The following is a 16120-nucleotide window of genomic DNA, read 5'->3' on the forward strand; positions in this document are numbered from 1 at the left end:
ACCGCGCTCGCTAAGTACAAACCAATGTCCCTGTATAACTACATGATGTTCTTGCCGGGAGTGGTAAGGGTGGGGGGAGGTTTGTTTGTAAAAAGAAAAGGGTTGCCAAATCCATTAGATCCCAAAGTTGATTTCAGTAAACTTTATGCTCCTGTTACTTTATCGCTTAATGGGACGAGTTGTTCTATAAGCGATTTAGCTCACTATATAATTGATGACGTTTTGTATATCAGCAATGTAAGGACAACAGAAATAATGTCTTTATCCGGTAGCGGCGAATGTCAAAATCATATAGAGATAATCTTAAAAGAAGGTGTTTCGACGGTCGGCTCTGAGATTAAAATGTATCGGACAATCGGTTATGCCGAAAGCGTCGAGTTCTACAGTCCGATATACGACACACCCGAAAAGATCGCCGACGAAAAACCCGATATCCGTACTACGCTGTACTGGAACCCTTATCTGCAAATCGGCCCGGACGGCACCGCCCAAATCGAATTCTACTCAAACGATCATAAAAACCAGCAATACGATATCGCTATCGAAGGAATAACGCCCGACGGAAAAGTATGTAAATATCAGATTATAAATAAATAAACCATCCGATCCAATTCCAAGGAGAGGATAAATTAATTCATTTATTAACTTATTTAAATTTCAAAAATCATGAAAAAACGATTGATTTTGACGAGTATCCTGCTATTGGCAGGTGCCGTAACCACATCTTTGTGGATGAAAAATGCCAGTGTAACATCCAATTTATTAACAGCAAACGTCGAAGCGCTTTCCGGAGGGGAATCAGGAGGAGTATGCGGTCCTGGTTATGCCGATGATTCAATTTTAGCTGAAGATCCTAATGTCAAAACAGATACCAGACGATGTGAGAAAGATGGCATGTTGATATATTCAAAAGGAACTTTATACAACAGTCAATATCGAAAAGGCATGACGTATACCGTTTCTTATAAAGAGGTCATCTGCCAGATAAGTTATGGAAGTTGCTGCGATGAGTCCCAAAGAAGATACACCATTATTAATGATGGACTAAAGAACTATTAATAATGAATTAAAGAAGTCGCCGGAACGTGTTCCAGCGGCTTCTTTTCGTCCAAATAAATCGTAACTATGAACTTAAAACATAAAACAGTTTCTTTATTTTATATACTGATCCTACTCCAAACAGGATGCACCTCGTCCGATAAATTGACTGCGTACAACGGCGAACTGATTTCCAGAACAAACGTAACTCAGAGAACCATAGAACAACTCGACTCGCTGATAGTGTCCTACGACTTTATCCCACTTGAAACCGGAGACAATAGCCTACTGAGCAATATTACCGACATAAGATACCATGACAGAAAATTTTTCGTTACCTCATCGGGTGCCGGATCTTCATCCGAAATCCTCGTTTTCGATAGTTTGGGAAAATACCTGAATCGAATCGGCCGAATTGGCCGTGGTCCTGGTGAATATCTCGGGCTATCGGCTTGGTACTTCGATCCTCAACTCAAACAAGTCATCCTTGTAGATCCGGGTAAACGAAAAATTTTCCATTATGGCATTGACGGTAACTACGTACCGAACTCCGAAACGAACATAGAGCCAACGCTACACAATGTCAAACGACTTTATTCAATCGATTCGAACACCGTAATAGCTTGTTATGGCGTCAATTCTACTAATAATAACCTGCTCGCCACCTACCCGGCAAACCTGAAAAAACAGAAGCCGTACCGCAAAACCCGACTGACTTGGCATGGCAACAGTTCCTATTCGTCCAATCCGGTCGGCCGCGACGGCGATGCATACCACGTGATGCTGCCGCTGAGCGATACCATCCTTCGATACCGGAACGGCACGTGGGAGCCTTGCTACGTTATCACCTATTTCAACGAAGGGAAAAGTTATAAGCCGGGAAAGAAGGAGACCGATTTCGAAGAGATCAGGCAACGGGCCGCCGAACGGAATTTCCGGTATATCCGCGGGCTGGTCGAAAACGACCGGTATATCCTGTTCGAATACCTCGGCGGATCGATTTTGTGGGACAAGCAGGCTAAGCGAGGAACCTACGTAGCCGACGGTTACAATGCGGAACGACTGAACGGCTTTCCATTCATTCCGCACACGGCTTGTTACGGAGCGGACGACTATTTCGTCTCGGTCATGACTCCGTCGAGTTTTCGCGACAACGCCGAAACCATCTGCAAAAACAACGGAAGACAAAGCGACGAACTGCAACGAATCGCCGCGAAAATCAGCGAAAACGACAATCCCGTACTAATCGTCTACCACCTCAAACTACAGTCTCGATAACAAGACGTAAGACACTGATTATCTACATATAGATTATCCCCCAAAAAACATCGCGCAACCGGAAACCGAAGCAGTTTTCGGACGGGGGAGATCACGGAACTCGTCAGGCAGCGGTAGCGGCAAGCTTTTTACGCCGCTTGCGCCGCTGCCTGCGGCCGACCGGAACGAACAACGGCAGGAAGAATACCAGCGCGATCACCGAGAACAACATGCCGCCCATCGTGCCGACGGCGAAGGCGAACCAGAATACTTCGGACTCGCCGTCGTAAAGAAACGGAATCAATCCCAGCACCGACGAGAGGATCGTCAGCGAAATGGGAATGATCTTATGATTGTACGCTTTCAGGAAATTGTGCATCGAGACTCCGTTCCCGACCTTGCAGGTCAGATTGTAGTGGTTGATGATATAGATCCCGGCGTTCACGACGGTTCCGCACAGCAGTACGAAAGCGGCGAAACCGCCCTGGTCGAACGTATACCCCGTGATTCCGAACGTCAGGAACACCCCGATAAACGAAATCGGGATCAGCGACAGAATAATCAGCGGTTCGGTCAGCGACTCGAAAAGCACCGCGCAGCAGAAATAGATGATCGTAATCACCAGCAGGATCAGCCAGTACTGACGGTTGGCGCCGGGTCCGCCGCCGCCCCAGTTGTAACTGTCCGTCTCGGCTTTGAAACCGATCGGCAACACTTCGTCGTTGAGACGTTCCACTTCCGTGCGGGTCGTCTTCTCGGCCAGTTCGTATGGCCCGACGAAATCATAGGCAACGATCAGCCGGTACTGCTGGTTATCCTTGTAAATGTCGTTTCCGGTGCGCCGTTTGGCGATATCGCCGAACTCGGAAAACCGCGCGTTCTGCCCGTTCACCCGCAGGTATTCGTTAGACAGACGCCATACGTCGAAACGGTCGCGCTGCGAAGACACCAACGCCACAGGCAGGCTGGACTCCCCGTCGAAATAGGAACCGACGTTCCCGTTGTACAGCTTTTGCCGCATCGAATTGTACAGGCTGTACAGGTCGATACCGTTCAGCGCGATCCGGTCGGGATGGAAGGCGATGTAAAACTCGTTACGCGACAGGTTGTTGCCCCATCTGACCTGCCCGTAAATCCCCGGATCGCCCACGCGCTTGTTTTTCGATATCTGCTTTACGACGTCCTCCGCATAACGGTACAACTGATCGTAATTGTAGCCGGTGAGCGTGATCCGGTGCGACTTATAGCCCGAATAGACGTTATTGTTGAACCCGTTCTGGTCGATCCCGTAGACTCCCCATGTAGCTCCGCCGTAGTTGATGGCCTGGCTGATTACCGTATTTTTCAGGAAAAGAGGAAAACCGGTATGCTCCGCATCTTTCTTAAACGTAACTTCGATCGAACCGTCGTTGTACCCGTAAATACTCGTCTTGAACATGTCGATCTCGTCGAACTGGCTCAGGAAGTTTTCCATCATCTTCATGATATCGTTGAGCTGCTGCACGGTACATCCTTCCGGCATCGCCGCTCGGATGCTCAGCGTCGTCCGCTGCGGCTCCCGGTAATAATTCCCTCCCGACATGTTCTTCATAAAGAACCGCAGACTCCCGCCGAGCGACTTCTCGACGATCGACTTCATGTTTTCCTGATACCATACGCTGCCGATCGTCTTGTTATATGTCTTCGGCCACCACTTGTCTTCTTGATTCGGGTCGGTCTTGATCCGCTCGGGCAGCAGGTGAACCGGCAACCCGAATCCCAAGATCATAACGACGATAAAGATCCATTTATGTCGTTTGCCGAACAGAATGTATCTCCCGTAAATACGGTTGAACCTCAGCAATCGCCTCATCTTCCGCCGGGTGTTTTTACGCTTGCGCGGAGCGATCGGCAGTTTGTCCATCAACGCCGGCACGAAAATCAGCGCCACGACGATTGAGATCATCAGGTTGACGATCATCACGGCCGAGAAATCGACCAGGTTCACCCGCTGCTGCTCGGGAAGAAAAAATACGATGGCGAGCGAACCGACCGTAGTCATCACGGCCGCAAGAATGGCGATAAACGCCTTCCGGTCACGGTAATAGCCGTAATGGTCGATCATGATAATCGAAGTGTCGATGATAATCCCCAACGACACGGTAATTCCCGCCAGCGAGTAGAGGTGAATCTCCAGATTCAGAAAATAATAGAAAATGAACGCGATGAAAATATTCGCCGCCAGCGTTACCACGATGATGAACAGGTAGCGTAATTTCCTGCTGACCAGAAAAACGAACAACAGCAGAATAATCACCGAAAGCACCGTCCGGAACACGATCTTGCGCAACTCGCCCTTGATATAGTCCGACGAATCGTAGCTGAGCGTCGCCGAATATCCGTCAGGGAAAGTTCGTCCCAATTGTTCCATCCGCTCCCTGACTCGTTTGGACAGATCGATCGTGTTGACGTATTTTTCGGGAGTCACCGACAGGTTGATCGTATTCAGTCCGTTGATTCTGAAATAGAAAGCCGGCAACTGCTCTTTGTAGGCCACCGAAGCCAGATCGCCCAACGATACGATCGTACCGTCGATATTTTTGATCGGAATCGACTCGAAATCGACCCGGCTGCCGCCGCTGCCGAGCATCACGGTGATTTCGTTCACTTCCCCCTGCCGGTCTTCTTGGACGATGTTGCCGACGATATCCTGGCGTTCCAACCCCGCACTGATTCCGTTGTGCAGCTCGTCGATCGAAATCCCGAAATTATCCAATTTATCCGGGTCGAAACAAACTTCGACATAGAAAGGCGTAGCTCCTGAAAAACCGATGTTGCCAACCCCTTTGATCCGGGCCAGTTCCTTGACGATGTTCTCTTCGGCATACTGCTGGATCTGCTGACTGGGGACGCCCGCGTTCAACGTGTAGATCAGCACCGGGGAGAGCTGTTCTCCGGACGGGGCGGACGACAGCGAAGGGTAGGAGACGCCCTCGGGTAATTTCGGATAAATTTGCCTCATCAGCGACGCGATCTCGAATCGGAGTACATCGACGTTGACATTTTTTTTGAACGATACGCTGACGCTGCCTCCCTCCCGGTAAGACACCGAGCTGACGTGATCGACCCCTTTGACGGCCGCCAGCACGCCTTCGATTTTCGACGTCACCTCGGTTTCGATCACCCGGGCCGACGCCCCGTTCCATCGGAAGTTGACGCTCAGGCTATTCTGCTTCGAGGAAGGCGTATATTGGATATTGAGCAACGGCATGATCCCGGCGCCGATCACGACCATCACGATCATGATCAGAATGACGGAATAGGACGGTATCCGCGAAAAAATATTTCCACCGGAATCCGTCATCGTTTCTTCTTGCTTTTATAAATCGTGTAATAGAACACCGGAACATAGAATACGCTGACCACCGTGCCGACTATCATTCCGCTGATCAGGGTCAACGACAGCGGATACTGCAGGTCGGAACCCATGTCGCCGCGGTACAAGAACGGCAGCACCGCAAGGATCGTCGTCAGACTCGTCATCACGATCGGCTTGATGCGCCGCGAACCGCCCTCCATGATCGCGCGGATCAACGAATATCCGTTCTTACGCAGTTTGTTGATCGTATCGACTTTCAGGATCGAGTCGTTGATCACAACGCCGCACATCACTACGAGTCCGATCAGCGACATTAGGTTGATGCTGGCGCCGAGCAGCCACAGTATCAGCAGGGCGCCGAATATATCCACCAGAATCTCGGACAGGATGATCAGCGGCTGAACCAGCGATTCGAATTGCGCAGCCAGGATAAAAAACAACAGCAGGAAAGCGACGGTCAGCACGACGATCAGTTCGCCGATCATCGTCCGGTTCGAAAAGTAACTCCCCGAGAAACCGACGTCGAAATCGTCATTCTGCTGTACCACGGCGCGGATCGTACTCATCAACTGCGGAATCTGCCGATCCGAAGCGTCGACATTCACCGGATAGAAATCGCCTTCGGTACCGGAGATGATGTTTTTCAAATCGCGGCTTCGGGTCTCGCCGACCAGCATCGAGAGCGGGATGTCGACGCCGGCGCCGTTGGTCACTTTCGTTTCCAGAATATCCGCCGACAATTGCGACCGGTTGCCGCTGACCACCGGGATCGAGAAAGTCCCTTCGTTGATCGTAAAGAGTCGGTTTTGGTTCGTGGCTTTCTTCAGCGCGCTGAAAACCGTGTTGTAATCGATGCCGTACAGTGCCATGACGCGGGGTTTCACCACGAACAACACGTGTTCCTGCCAGACGGCCGGTTCGATATAAATGTCGGGCAAGGCGCGGCTCAGTTCCCCCAGCAGCGCGTTCAGTTTATCCGGATCGGGCGCCCGCCCGTTGGTCGGTTTCAGCCGGGCAACCAGCGGAGGTTCGGTTTCGGAGAAGATCATATCGAAGATATTACCCGCCATTTCGAAATGAAACATCGCGTCCGGATACTGTTCCTTGAGACGCTTTTCAAGCCGCTCTTTGATCTGCGGCAGATGATCCGGACTTTTCGCCCGGACATACACCAACGCTTCAGAAGCGCTCAGCTCGCGGGTATGCGACAAGATGAACTGCTGGATTCCGGTCATTGCCGTACGCTGGGCCGCCAGATCGGCGACTTCGCTCATCAGCGCGTCGGTACGCCGGTCGTTGTCCTCGGGCGAAATCCGGCTGTTCCAGTCGATGCTCATCAGCATGTCGTCCTGGGTCAGCGGCGGCAACTTCTCTTTATCGATCTCGGTATAGACGAACCACAATGCCGGGAAAACGGCGATAAACGAGATCCATACGAATCGCTGGTGTCTGAAAAACCACTTCAGTATCCGCTCGTACCCGCCTCGGAAATCCACGACAGCCAGTTTTTCCAGGTAACGGTTCGTCGGGCGGAAAGGGCTTTTGCGATAAAAAAGATAATAATAGACCGGAATGACGAGCACCGAAACCATCAGCGACGAAAACAGTCCGATCGCAACGGCCATAGCCTGGTCGTAGAATAGCGAGCCGGCGATCCCGCTGAGAAAAATCAACGGCACGAATACCGAGCAGGTCGTCAGCACAGAGCTCAGCATCGGCCCGAAGACTTCGTTCGTAGCGGCCGGCACGGCTTCTTTCAGCGGTTCGCCGCGGTCCCAATGCTGCGAAATGTTGTCGATGACGACGATCGAATTGTCCACCATCATACCGATCCCCAGCACCAATCCCGACAGCGAAACGATATTGATCGTGATACCCAGCAGGTGGAAGAACAGCAACGACACGATCAACGCCAGCGGAATGGTGATCGTCACCAGCACCGGCGTCCGGAAATCCTGCATGAACAGGAAAATGATCAGACAAGCCAGCAGAGCGCCCACGATGATGTCGTTGCGCAGGTTGCCGATCGAATATTCGAGCAACTGCGTCTGGTCCCGGGTAACGGTGAACTGTACGTGCGGATACTCGTTCCGGAAATGCTGCATCAAGCCGTTGATCTCGGCCCGCAGATCGCTCATCTGCGCGTCCGACTGCTTGATGACGGCCATCGAAACCGCATTATGAGAATCGGAACGCACCATGCCCTGCCGCCGTTGCGGATGCTCGATGACCGTCGCCAGATCTTTGAACTGGTACAACCGGTCATGGATATTCAGGTACACGTTCTCAATATCCTTTTTGGAAAGAATGTCCGATTCGAACCGGATGTCGTACTGGTATTCCCCCTCCCGGATGGTCAAATTTCCCAATTTGATGTTGTTGCGTTGCAGGGCGTTTTCGAGCGTTTGCTCGCTGATTCCGAGCGACTCGAGCTTTTTGCGGTCGGGGACGATCAACAGTTCGGGGTAGGAGAGTCCGCTGACGTCCACCATGGCCACCTGCGGGATCTGCTCGATCCGTTTGGCGATCACCTGCCCGGCGAAACGGCTCAATTCCATGAATTTCGGCGAAACGGGAAACAGCTCGCGCGACGATGCGACGACGCCGTCATCGTCCTCGTCGGTTAGGCTCATGTTGATGAAGAAAGCCGGAATATCCGTCGCGCTCGCTTTGACCACCTTCGGGCGTTCCATGTCGCGGGGCAACGAACTCATCGCCCGGTCGATCTTTTCGTTGGTCTCGATGAACAGGTAATTGATGTCCGAACCGGGGTCGAACTGCATGAAAATCGTTCCCGTCCCATTCCTGGCTTCGGTCGTGATGTCCCGCAGGTGCGAAACCTGCATCAATTGGTTTTTCAACGGTTTAACGATCGTCGCATCCAATTCGCGGGCCGAAGCGTTATCGTCGACCACCCGCACCGTGATCTGCGGTATCTGAATATCCGGCATCAGCGAAACGGGCAACATACCGATCGAAACGAAACCGAGCACGAGGACGGCAATCAAGGTCATCGTGACGGCGACCGGGCGTTCTATCAGGCGTTTGATCATAAAAAAATCATTTTAAACGGACGAACATCGACACGAATGCGCTTCCGTCCTGTTTCTCAGCCGAACCACCGCCGGCGGGAAACGAAATTCAACCTACGGTTTGCGTACTTCCACCTGGGAACCGTCCGCCAGGTTCAGATTACCCGAAGTAATGATCACATCCCCAGCATTCAGTTCGGCGCCCTTGTCCAGGTTCGGGGCGACCACGTGCGAATCGCTGTTCGACATCACCACGTTCACATAAGTCCACATCGCTTTGTTCTCCGGCCCCAGGCGAAACAGCACCTCCTGGTTGTCCCGGATCACCACGGCGCTTTTCGGTACGGCCAACTGTCCCCGCACCAGATTCTCGACCAGCACCGTAACGTTCATCCCTTCGAGCAACTTTCCGTCCGTATTGTTCACCTTGGCCCGCACGTTGATCTGTCCTTTGTCGTCTACCAGCGGATTGATCTGCGTTACGACGCCGTCGTAATAGTGATCCGGCCGGTTGAACGACGCCGTTTTCACAGTCTGCCCGACAGCCACGAAGCCAACCTCCGATTCCAGCAGGTTGAAATCGACGTCGAACGTCCGGTCGTCGATCAGCGTACAGAACGGATCGTTCGGCTTTTCGTAAACTTTCGACTGCAGGTTCGCTATCTTCCCCGCAAAAGGAGCTTTCAGGGTTGTATTCATCAGGTCGATCTCGGCCTGTTTCAGGCTGTTGACGGCTGAGGCATACCCCGAACGGATATCGGCTACATGGCGGCGCTCTTTCGGCACGTCGGTCGTGTCCGAGTACCCGAAGCTGATCAACGCGTCGACCCGGTCGATCTCGGCCTTATCGAGCGTCTGATGCGCCTGTTCGAGTCGCAACTGCGCCGAACGCGGATCGAGCCGGGCGATCACCTCGCCCTGCCGCACGGACTGTCCGTTCGCAACGCAGACTTCGGAAATATCTCCGGTCGTCGCGAAACGAAGCACGCTCTTGGTCACGGCCCGCAACTTCCCGTTGCCGACGATTTGTTTATTGAAATTCCGCGGCCGCAGCACGACCGTATCGACGACATTCCGTTCGGCCACGTATTCGGCCTTGGCCGCTTCCGAATCTTCCCGTTTCTTCTCTTTGTCGTGCCCGCACCCCCAAAGGATCGCCGCCACGCAAAGCGGCAAAAAATAAAGTTTCATTATCAACTCCGATTTAAAATCTTTACTGTGAATTTCCCCGTCCGTTATTTCCCGACGATCTTATCGAACTCGGCCGATATGTTCGTCCTGCTGATATAATCGAACAGGGTCAGCCTGCGTATATTATAGTAATACGACCAGTAATTGTTCAGTTCCTGAATGTAACGGTTCGCCGCTTCGTCCTTTTCGCTCTGAGCCGTATTGAGGTCGGTCACGTCGGCCGTTCCGTTGATAAAACGCTCCATCACCATTTCGTAACGCTGTTCGGCCACACTGTCGGCCATGGCCGATATTTTACACTGTCGGATCTGGTTGTTGAACTGCACCACTTTGATCATAATATCCTGACGGTGCTCCGTGTCCTCCTGATCGGTCTGGGTGCGTACCACATTTTCACGCGATTTGGCGGTTTTGACCCGTCCTTTACCCAGCCCCCAATCCATAATCGGCAGGCTCAGACCCAGACTAATAATCTCCTGATCCATCGGATTTTTATAAGCATACTTAAAACTTTCATTCTGCTGAGTCAGTCCGAACTGGGCGCTGAGCGTGGCCGAAAGCCCCCGGTTCGCCTTGGCTTCGGCGACGGACTGTTCGGCGTACAATACGGAAAGTTCCTGACTGAGTCCGAAAGAAGAATTGGCATAGGAGAGATCGACCACCTCGCTTACATTCAGCGCGAGTTCGGGAATCGAATCGGGCAGCACCAGCTCCAGTTGCACGCTTTCGTTGTATCCGAGGTACGATTTCAGTTTCAACTGGTTCATATCCAGGTTCAACTGACTCTGATTGATCGACAGGCCGTCGTTCAGCAGCCGTAGTTCGAGCTGCAGCAATTCGCTCTTGGTCACTTTCCCAAGTTCGAAACGTTCCTTGGCAATCCGGTAAAGCGTTTCGGTATTCTGATAATTTTTCTGGGCCCTTTCGAGGTTCCGCTGCGACAACAGCGCATTGAAAAACAGCGAAGTAGCCGTAACGGTAATATCCTCCATCGTTTCGAGGTAACTCCGCTTGGCCTTTTCGTACTCTTTCGGTTGGGTCTTCTTCTGCCATTTCAGCGAATTGAAAGCCCGCAACGGCTGGATGTAAGTGATGTTGATCGGCTGCGAATTATACGTTATGTTCCGTTCCGGCGCATACTGATCCAGCCGGTTCAACTGTGTGAATACGGATACTTTACCTCCCGTCAACGCGATATTCTGATCCAGCGAAAGCGTCAGGTTGTTGCGCATGTTGTTGTTCTCGACGTATTTGATATTTCCCGTCTCGGAATTCTGAAGCGCCATCAGCGACCGGTTGAAATTGCCCAGCGTCGCCCCCAGGTTCAGCGACGGCAGAAACTGCGCTTTATAAGAACGGTACGCCCAGTAGTTTCCCAGAAAATTATGTTTGGCCACCAATGCGCTGGGCGATTGTTCGTGCGCGGTATAAATAACGTCGGTCAGGGTCATTTTGCGGTTCAGGCTCTGGGCATACCCTCCCGTCGAAAATAACACCCCGACAACGATCAACAACGAAATCGTGTTTCTTTTCATAAAAATCATACGGTCTTGGATCGGCAGTCCGCCGCTTTCTTGTAAAAGTACAAAAAAAGGAATCCGAAAATCCCTTCCTTTGTTACTTTTTTGATCTTTTTTTGTCAGTTTCAACGTTTTTTCGTGCAAACCGGCAGGATCATTGCTAATAATTTATTGTTTAAGTCGACCTGCTTAGTCGTGCTTGGCCTGTTCCCGGATCTCCTTTTTATAAAGCTCCCACAGCCGCTCGTTTCCGATCGGATTGCCGACCAAAACCACCCGGTTCTGCCGGTCGAGCAAGAAAGTATGATACATTTCCCCGGACGGAATGCGGGGATTCCGTTTTAAAAACAAACCTCCGCTATCGAGAAATACCGGATAATCCAACTGGGCCGCTTTCAGCGAAGTAATAAGCTGGGATTCGGTTCCCCGTTTGGGCGAAAATATAAATATCGCTTTGAACTTATGCTTCAGTCCGATCGATGTGGCGATCACTTCCTGCCATTCGTACATCCTGTTGATCCGGCAGGAAGAGCAGACCACCGAATCGTAAAATACCACCAGCTTCGTTTCGGCGCCCATAAAGTCGGTCAGCGTGGTGTCCCGGCCGTTCACCGTACTCCGCAGGCTGTCGGGCAGCACGATTTGCTGCCCGGTAAATTCCTTCAATTCCTTTTTGATCCGCGCCGTTTTGCAGGAAACGACCGCAAAGCAGCTTAACAGGATAACCAAAATACGTTTTACCATCATAACATGCTATCAATAAGTTCTAAAATCAAAGCGCTTTCATCAGCCGGTTCCACCGCAACTTCCCGGTCGCTTTGTCCCGCGAATAGGCGATCCGCGTAGCGACGCCGACGATAAACTTTTCCGGAATGAATCCGAAATAACGCGAATCCTGCGAGTTGGCCACATTGTCGCCGCCCATGAAATAATAATTTTCCGTGAACGTATATTCATCGACGGGAAAGTCGCCGAGATACAGAACGCTGTCGCGCACTTCAAGGCGCTTCCCCGTCTCGTATCCGACCGCCAGCCGGTACAGCACATGATTCCGGGCATCCAGCCGGATGCGATCCCCCTTGCGGGGAATATACAGCGGCCCGAAATTCTTCGTCGTCCAGCCGTACTTCTCGTCGAACGGAGCCGACCGTAGGATGACCGGATCGATCAGGGAGTCGGGCGTGGCCGAGAAAGCCGCTTCGTTGTCATAATACCCCAGCGTATCGCGACAGGCCGGGTTACGGTAAAAGCCGTTCACGACAGAGAGCGTATCGCCCGGCAGACCGAGACAGCGTTTGGCAAAGACCCGGTTGATCCGAAACTCGATCTTTTGCCAGTCGTCGTTCCCGAACGGGAAATTGAAAACGACGACGTCGTTGTGCCTGATTTTCCTGAATCCGGGAATCCGGAACGTTTCGAGCGAATCGCCTTGGAGAAACTTTAGGTTTTTATAAATTCGCGCGCCGAAAACCAACTTATTGACCAGAATCTGATCGCCGGGAATGATCGTCGGAGTCATCGACGTCGTCGAAACCGGATATTTGTCGCACACGAAAACGCGTGTGCCGAAATAGAGCAGCACCAACCCGAAAAACGCCAATACGCACACGGAAACCGCATTGACGGCCTTCGCTATCTTTTGTTTATTTAACATCATCTTTTACATTCTCGCATCCCGAACTGCCGACCGTTTTTGACGCACACCCGATCGGGTTCCTTTAAAAACGCATTCCGCACCATCGTTCAGGATCATTAAAACAATTTTTTGTTATTCGAAATTAATACATTCCGACCGATACTCCATGCCGTCCGGACTATTTTCCATACATTTCGGACGAAACGGACGAATCCGTCTCCGAAAGCTCCCGATTTTGCAGCCGCCGGATTTCCCCCTTCATCTCCCGCACAGCCGTGGAGGGAACCTTGGGGTCGAACGACAACACCCGGTCGGCCATTTCGCGGGCTTTATCGTCCTGCCCCGTCTCGAAATAGAGCTTTGCCAGCAGGTACAGCGGATACAAACGGTTCGGTAGCCGACGGTAGGCCTTCTGGTAATACCGTTCGGCGGCAACGACATCTCCCCGCGCCTTGCTGTTATTTCCCATCACGTTCCAGAACATCGGATCGCCGCTGAAACGCGCGCCCCGGCGCAGCGCCCAATCGCTCAGAAAATAGCGTTCCGACTTATTCAGCGCATGCCCGTATTCGAACAGGAAACGGGGCTCGTCGCAAAGTTCCGGATACAGTTCTTCGTACTCCCCCGCAACGAACCGGTAATCCTGCAACTGATAGGCCCCTTGCAACAGCTTCCAATCCTGCAAAGCCCGGTATCGCTTTTCCGCTCCGGATACGGCGCAGCACGACCACGCGAACGCGCCCGAAAGCAGCGCGACGGAGACGACCGCCGGAAATCGTCTTCCCGAACGACCATCGTCCTGAGCCGCCGCGATAAAAAACACAAGCAAAATACAGAAGGGGAGCAGATTCAGCGGATAAGAAGCCAACGAAACGATCATCAGGCTCGTCAAGCCGTACAGCAACCCGTCCCGCCGGCGCGCCAATCCCCGGAAAGACAAAACGACCACCGACAGAAACAGCAAGGCTCCGGCCGCTCCCGTTTCGACCGTAATCTGCAAAAAATCGTTGAAAGCATAATCCGGAGCCCCGGCTACGCGCACCTGATCTTCAGTCATCGCCCCGGAAACGAAGCTGGCTTCTTGCGCATTCCCGTACGCCCCGGCAAAGCAGCCCGTTCCCACGCCGAATGCGGGATTTTCACGGATCAACTGCGCCGACACGTTCCAGATCAGCCACCGGCCGCCGGCCGAATCCTTTTTGTACCGGTACAACCCGACCAGCGACACGACGACCAGAACGAGCACGGCCGAACCAATCGTTGCAAACAGAAACTTCCTGCGTCGGTAAAACTTTCGGATATATGCCGGCGCGGGCGTCTCGCGGCATACCGCAACCAAACCGCTCCCCAGCACCGCCAGCCACGCAATCCGCCCCCGGGTCGCCGGCAAGACAACCAGAGCCAGCAGCAAGAAAAGCCAGGATGCGTAATAGATCAGCGTATCCGGATTCGACAACCGTACGAATCTCGCGCGCCCTTTCGACGCCGACAGAACGGCCGGAACGGCACGCAGAGTCAGCACGTAATAAAACGCCACGGGAACGATCACGGCGAGGTAGTTGGAGTAGGGGCCCGGATTGAAAAACGATCCGGTCATGCCGAACAGCGAATGATTCGACGAAGCCATTCCGTACAACTGCATCAATCCGGTAACAGCCTCGGCAATCCCGGTCGATAGCAACGCCAGCACCAATACGGGCACGACCCCGCGGGACAGCGAAAACACGATCCGCAGGTTCAGGTAAAGGCATCCCAGCGCTACCGGTACAGCCCATGCGTACTCCGTCCGGGAACCGGAACGAAAAACGACGTACGCCAGCAGCACGCACGCCAGAAGATCCGCGACCGTCCACCGTACCCGTTTCTCCCGGGCCATACAAAACCATAACAGGACAAAAAAAGTCAGACACGGCATCAGCCAAAAGAGCGCCTGTTCTTTTTCGGCGACCGCGATCAACGGCGTATCTTTCCGCACCCGGAATACGATGAAAAAGACAGCGACCGACAACAAAACCGTCGTCGTTTTCACCAGAAAAACCGCCAAATCGCGCACCCGCATAACTTCCGTCCGTTCGATATGTTTATAAACAAGCTATGATTCAGGCGGATAAAGTTATAAAAAATTCCGTCCAACGAAGAACGTCTTTCGATTTTAATTTCGAAACAAGTATATTTATGGCCACAATTCCCGGCAGGATTCCCTAAAAACCGATTACGCCTATGAATACGAACCTGAAAACCGTTCTCGAAACAGCGATCGGCGACCCGATAACGAGCGCCGTCTCCGGCACCGGAAAGATCCGTACGAAATCGGGCGCGGAATACTTTCTCAAAAGCGGCGCGCCCTCCGAAAGCTATGTATGCGAAGCCGAAGGACTGAAAGAATTGTCGGAAACCGGGATCTTCCGCACCCCGAAAGTCCTGTCCGTCGGAACGGATCACCTGCTGACCGAATACGTCCCGAACGGCGCCGGCGGAAACGATTTTTTCGAAGATTTCGGGCGCAGACTGGCCCGGCTGCACCGTCGCCGGACGGCATATTTCGGATTCCGGCGGAACAACTACATCGGACTCAATCCGCAGATCAATCTTCCGCACGGCGCCGAACGGTCGGATTGGACCGCATTTTACCTGAACAAACGCCTGCGCTACCAGTACGAGCTGGCCGAACGGAACGGCTATGCCACGACCGGACTCCGCAGAAATTTCGCCCGGTTGGAATCGAAAATCGCGGATATCTTGCAGAGCTGCGAGGAGCCGCCGTGCCTGCTCCACGGCGATCTGTGGGCGGGTAATTTCCTATGCGACGCCGTTTCCGGCGAGGTCGTGCTGATCGATCCGGCCGTTTATTACGGACACCGCGAAGCCGATCTGGCGATGACGCGGCTGTTCGGCGGTTTCCCTCCGGCCTTTTACCGGGCCTATGAGCAGGAATATCCGTTGAACCCCCGCTGGGAGTACCGCGAAGGGATCTACCGGCTATACCATCTGTTGAATCACCTGAACCTTTTCGGCAGCTCCTACCTTCCGGAGGCGAACCGCATCCTGGAAAAATACGCATCCGATTAAAACAGAGGAGCATCCGAAC

10 protein-coding genes and 1 pseudogene are annotated in these 16120 nt (G+C 52.6%); 4 read left to right on the top strand and 7 right to left on the bottom strand.

Annotated elements, in window-relative coordinates; all coding sequences use genetic code 11:
• The 3 genes and pseudogenes from DW082_RS14350 to DW082_RS12545 form a co-directional block, all read left to right on the top strand.
• Nucleotides 1–597, top strand: a pseudogene (locus DW082_RS14350) (hypothetical protein); the annotation flags it as partial.
• Nucleotides 598–666: 69 nt separating this feature from the next.
• Nucleotides 667–1059 (top strand): hypothetical protein, encoded by a 393-nt coding sequence (locus DW082_RS14355; protein ID WP_147387042.1) that lies wholly within the window; start codon nucleotides 667–669, stop codon nucleotides 1057–1059.
• A gap of 66 nt (nucleotides 1060–1125) precedes the next feature.
• Nucleotides 1126–2316, top strand: a complete 1191-nt coding sequence (locus tag DW082_RS12545; protein WP_118458888.1) for a 6-bladed beta-propeller — start codon at nucleotides 1126–1128, stop codon at nucleotides 2314–2316.
• A gap of 103 nt (nucleotides 2317–2419) precedes the next feature.
• On the opposite strand, the gene DW082_RS12550 is transcribed toward DW082_RS12545, so the two are convergent.
• From DW082_RS12550 to DW082_RS12580, 7 genes are all read right to left on the bottom strand, one after another.
• On the bottom strand, nucleotides 2420–5638 hold the full coding sequence (locus DW082_RS12550; protein ID WP_118458890.1) for an efflux RND transporter permease subunit: 3219 nt from the start codon (nucleotides 5636–5638) through the stop codon (nucleotides 2420–2422).
• Nucleotides 5635–8706 (bottom strand): efflux RND transporter permease subunit, encoded by a 3072-nt coding sequence (locus DW082_RS12555; protein ID WP_055204491.1) that lies wholly within the window; start codon nucleotides 8704–8706, stop codon nucleotides 5635–5637. Before DW082_RS12555 ends, DW082_RS12550 begins: the two co-directional genes overlap by 4 nt.
• Before the next feature lie 93 nt (nucleotides 8707–8799).
• On the bottom strand, nucleotides 8800–9876 hold the full coding sequence (locus tag DW082_RS12560) for an efflux RND transporter periplasmic adaptor subunit (RefSeq protein ID WP_118458892.1): 1077 nt from the start codon (nucleotides 9874–9876) through the stop codon (nucleotides 8800–8802).
• Nucleotides 9877–9920: 44 nt separating this feature from the next.
• On the bottom strand, nucleotides 9921–11411 hold the full coding sequence (locus tag DW082_RS12565) for a TolC family protein (protein ID WP_182424170.1): 1491 nt from the start codon (nucleotides 11409–11411) through the stop codon (nucleotides 9921–9923).
• Nucleotides 11412–11585: 174 nt separating this feature from the next.
• On the bottom strand, nucleotides 11586–12125 hold the full coding sequence (locus DW082_RS12570; protein WP_147387046.1) for a hypothetical protein: 540 nt from the start codon (nucleotides 12123–12125) through the stop codon (nucleotides 11586–11588).
• 43 nt (nucleotides 12126–12168) lie between these two features.
• On the bottom strand, nucleotides 12169–13053 hold the full coding sequence (gene lepB, locus DW082_RS12575) for a signal peptidase I (RefSeq protein ID WP_055204481.1): 885 nt from the start codon (nucleotides 13051–13053) through the stop codon (nucleotides 12169–12171).
• Nucleotides 13054–13210: 157 nt separating this feature from the next.
• On the bottom strand, nucleotides 13211–15091 hold the full coding sequence (locus tag DW082_RS12580) for an O-antigen ligase family protein (RefSeq protein ID WP_118458897.1): 1881 nt from the start codon (nucleotides 15089–15091) through the stop codon (nucleotides 13211–13213).
• 161 nt (nucleotides 15092–15252) lie between these two features.
• Here DW082_RS12580 and DW082_RS12585 point away from each other — a divergent pair, with 161 nt between their 5' ends.
• Nucleotides 15253–16101, top strand: coding sequence for a fructosamine kinase family protein (locus DW082_RS12585; RefSeq protein WP_118458899.1), 849 nt, complete (start codon nucleotides 15253–15255; stop codon nucleotides 16099–16101).
• The last annotated feature ends 19 nt before the right edge of the window (nucleotides 16102–16120 follow it).

Source organism: Alistipes sp. AF48-12, assembly GCF_003477565.1.
Taxonomy (GTDB): domain Bacteria; phylum Bacteroidota; class Bacteroidia; order Bacteroidales; family Rikenellaceae; genus Alistipes_A; species Alistipes_A hominis.

What these genes read in the sequence shown, in the direction of transcription:
- DW082_RS14355 (WP_147387042.1), top strand. Translation starts at nt 667, where the DNA reads ATGAAAAAACGATTGATTTTGACGAGTATCCTGCTATTGGCAGGTGCC.
- DW082_RS12565 (WP_182424170.1), bottom strand. Translation starts at nt 11,411, where the DNA reads ATGAAAAGAAACACGATTTCGTTGTTGATCGTTGTCGGGGTGTTATTT.
- DW082_RS12560 (WP_118458892.1), bottom strand. Translation starts at nt 9,876, where the DNA reads ATGAAACTTTATTTTTTGCCGCTTTGCGTGGCGGCGATCCTTTGGGGG.
- DW082_RS12545 (WP_118458888.1), top strand. Translation starts at nt 1,126, where the DNA reads ATGAACTTAAAACATAAAACAGTTTCTTTATTTTATATACTGATCCTA.
- DW082_RS12550 (WP_118458890.1), bottom strand. Translation starts at nt 5,638, where the DNA reads ATGACGGATTCCGGTGGAAATATTTTTTCGCGGATACCGTCCTATTCC.
- lepB (WP_055204481.1), bottom strand. Translation starts at nt 13,053, where the DNA reads ATGATGTTAAATAAACAAAAGATAGCGAAGGCCGTCAATGCGGTTTCC.
- DW082_RS12555 (WP_055204491.1), bottom strand. Translation starts at nt 8,706, where the DNA reads ATGATCAAACGCCTGATAGAACGCCCGGTCGCCGTCACGATGACCTTG.
- DW082_RS12585 (WP_118458899.1), top strand. Translation starts at nt 15,253, where the DNA reads ATGAATACGAACCTGAAAACCGTTCTCGAAACAGCGATCGGCGACCCG.
- DW082_RS12580 (WP_118458897.1), bottom strand. Translation starts at nt 15,091, where the DNA reads ATGCGGGTGCGCGATTTGGCGGTTTTTCTGGTGAAAACGACGACGGTT.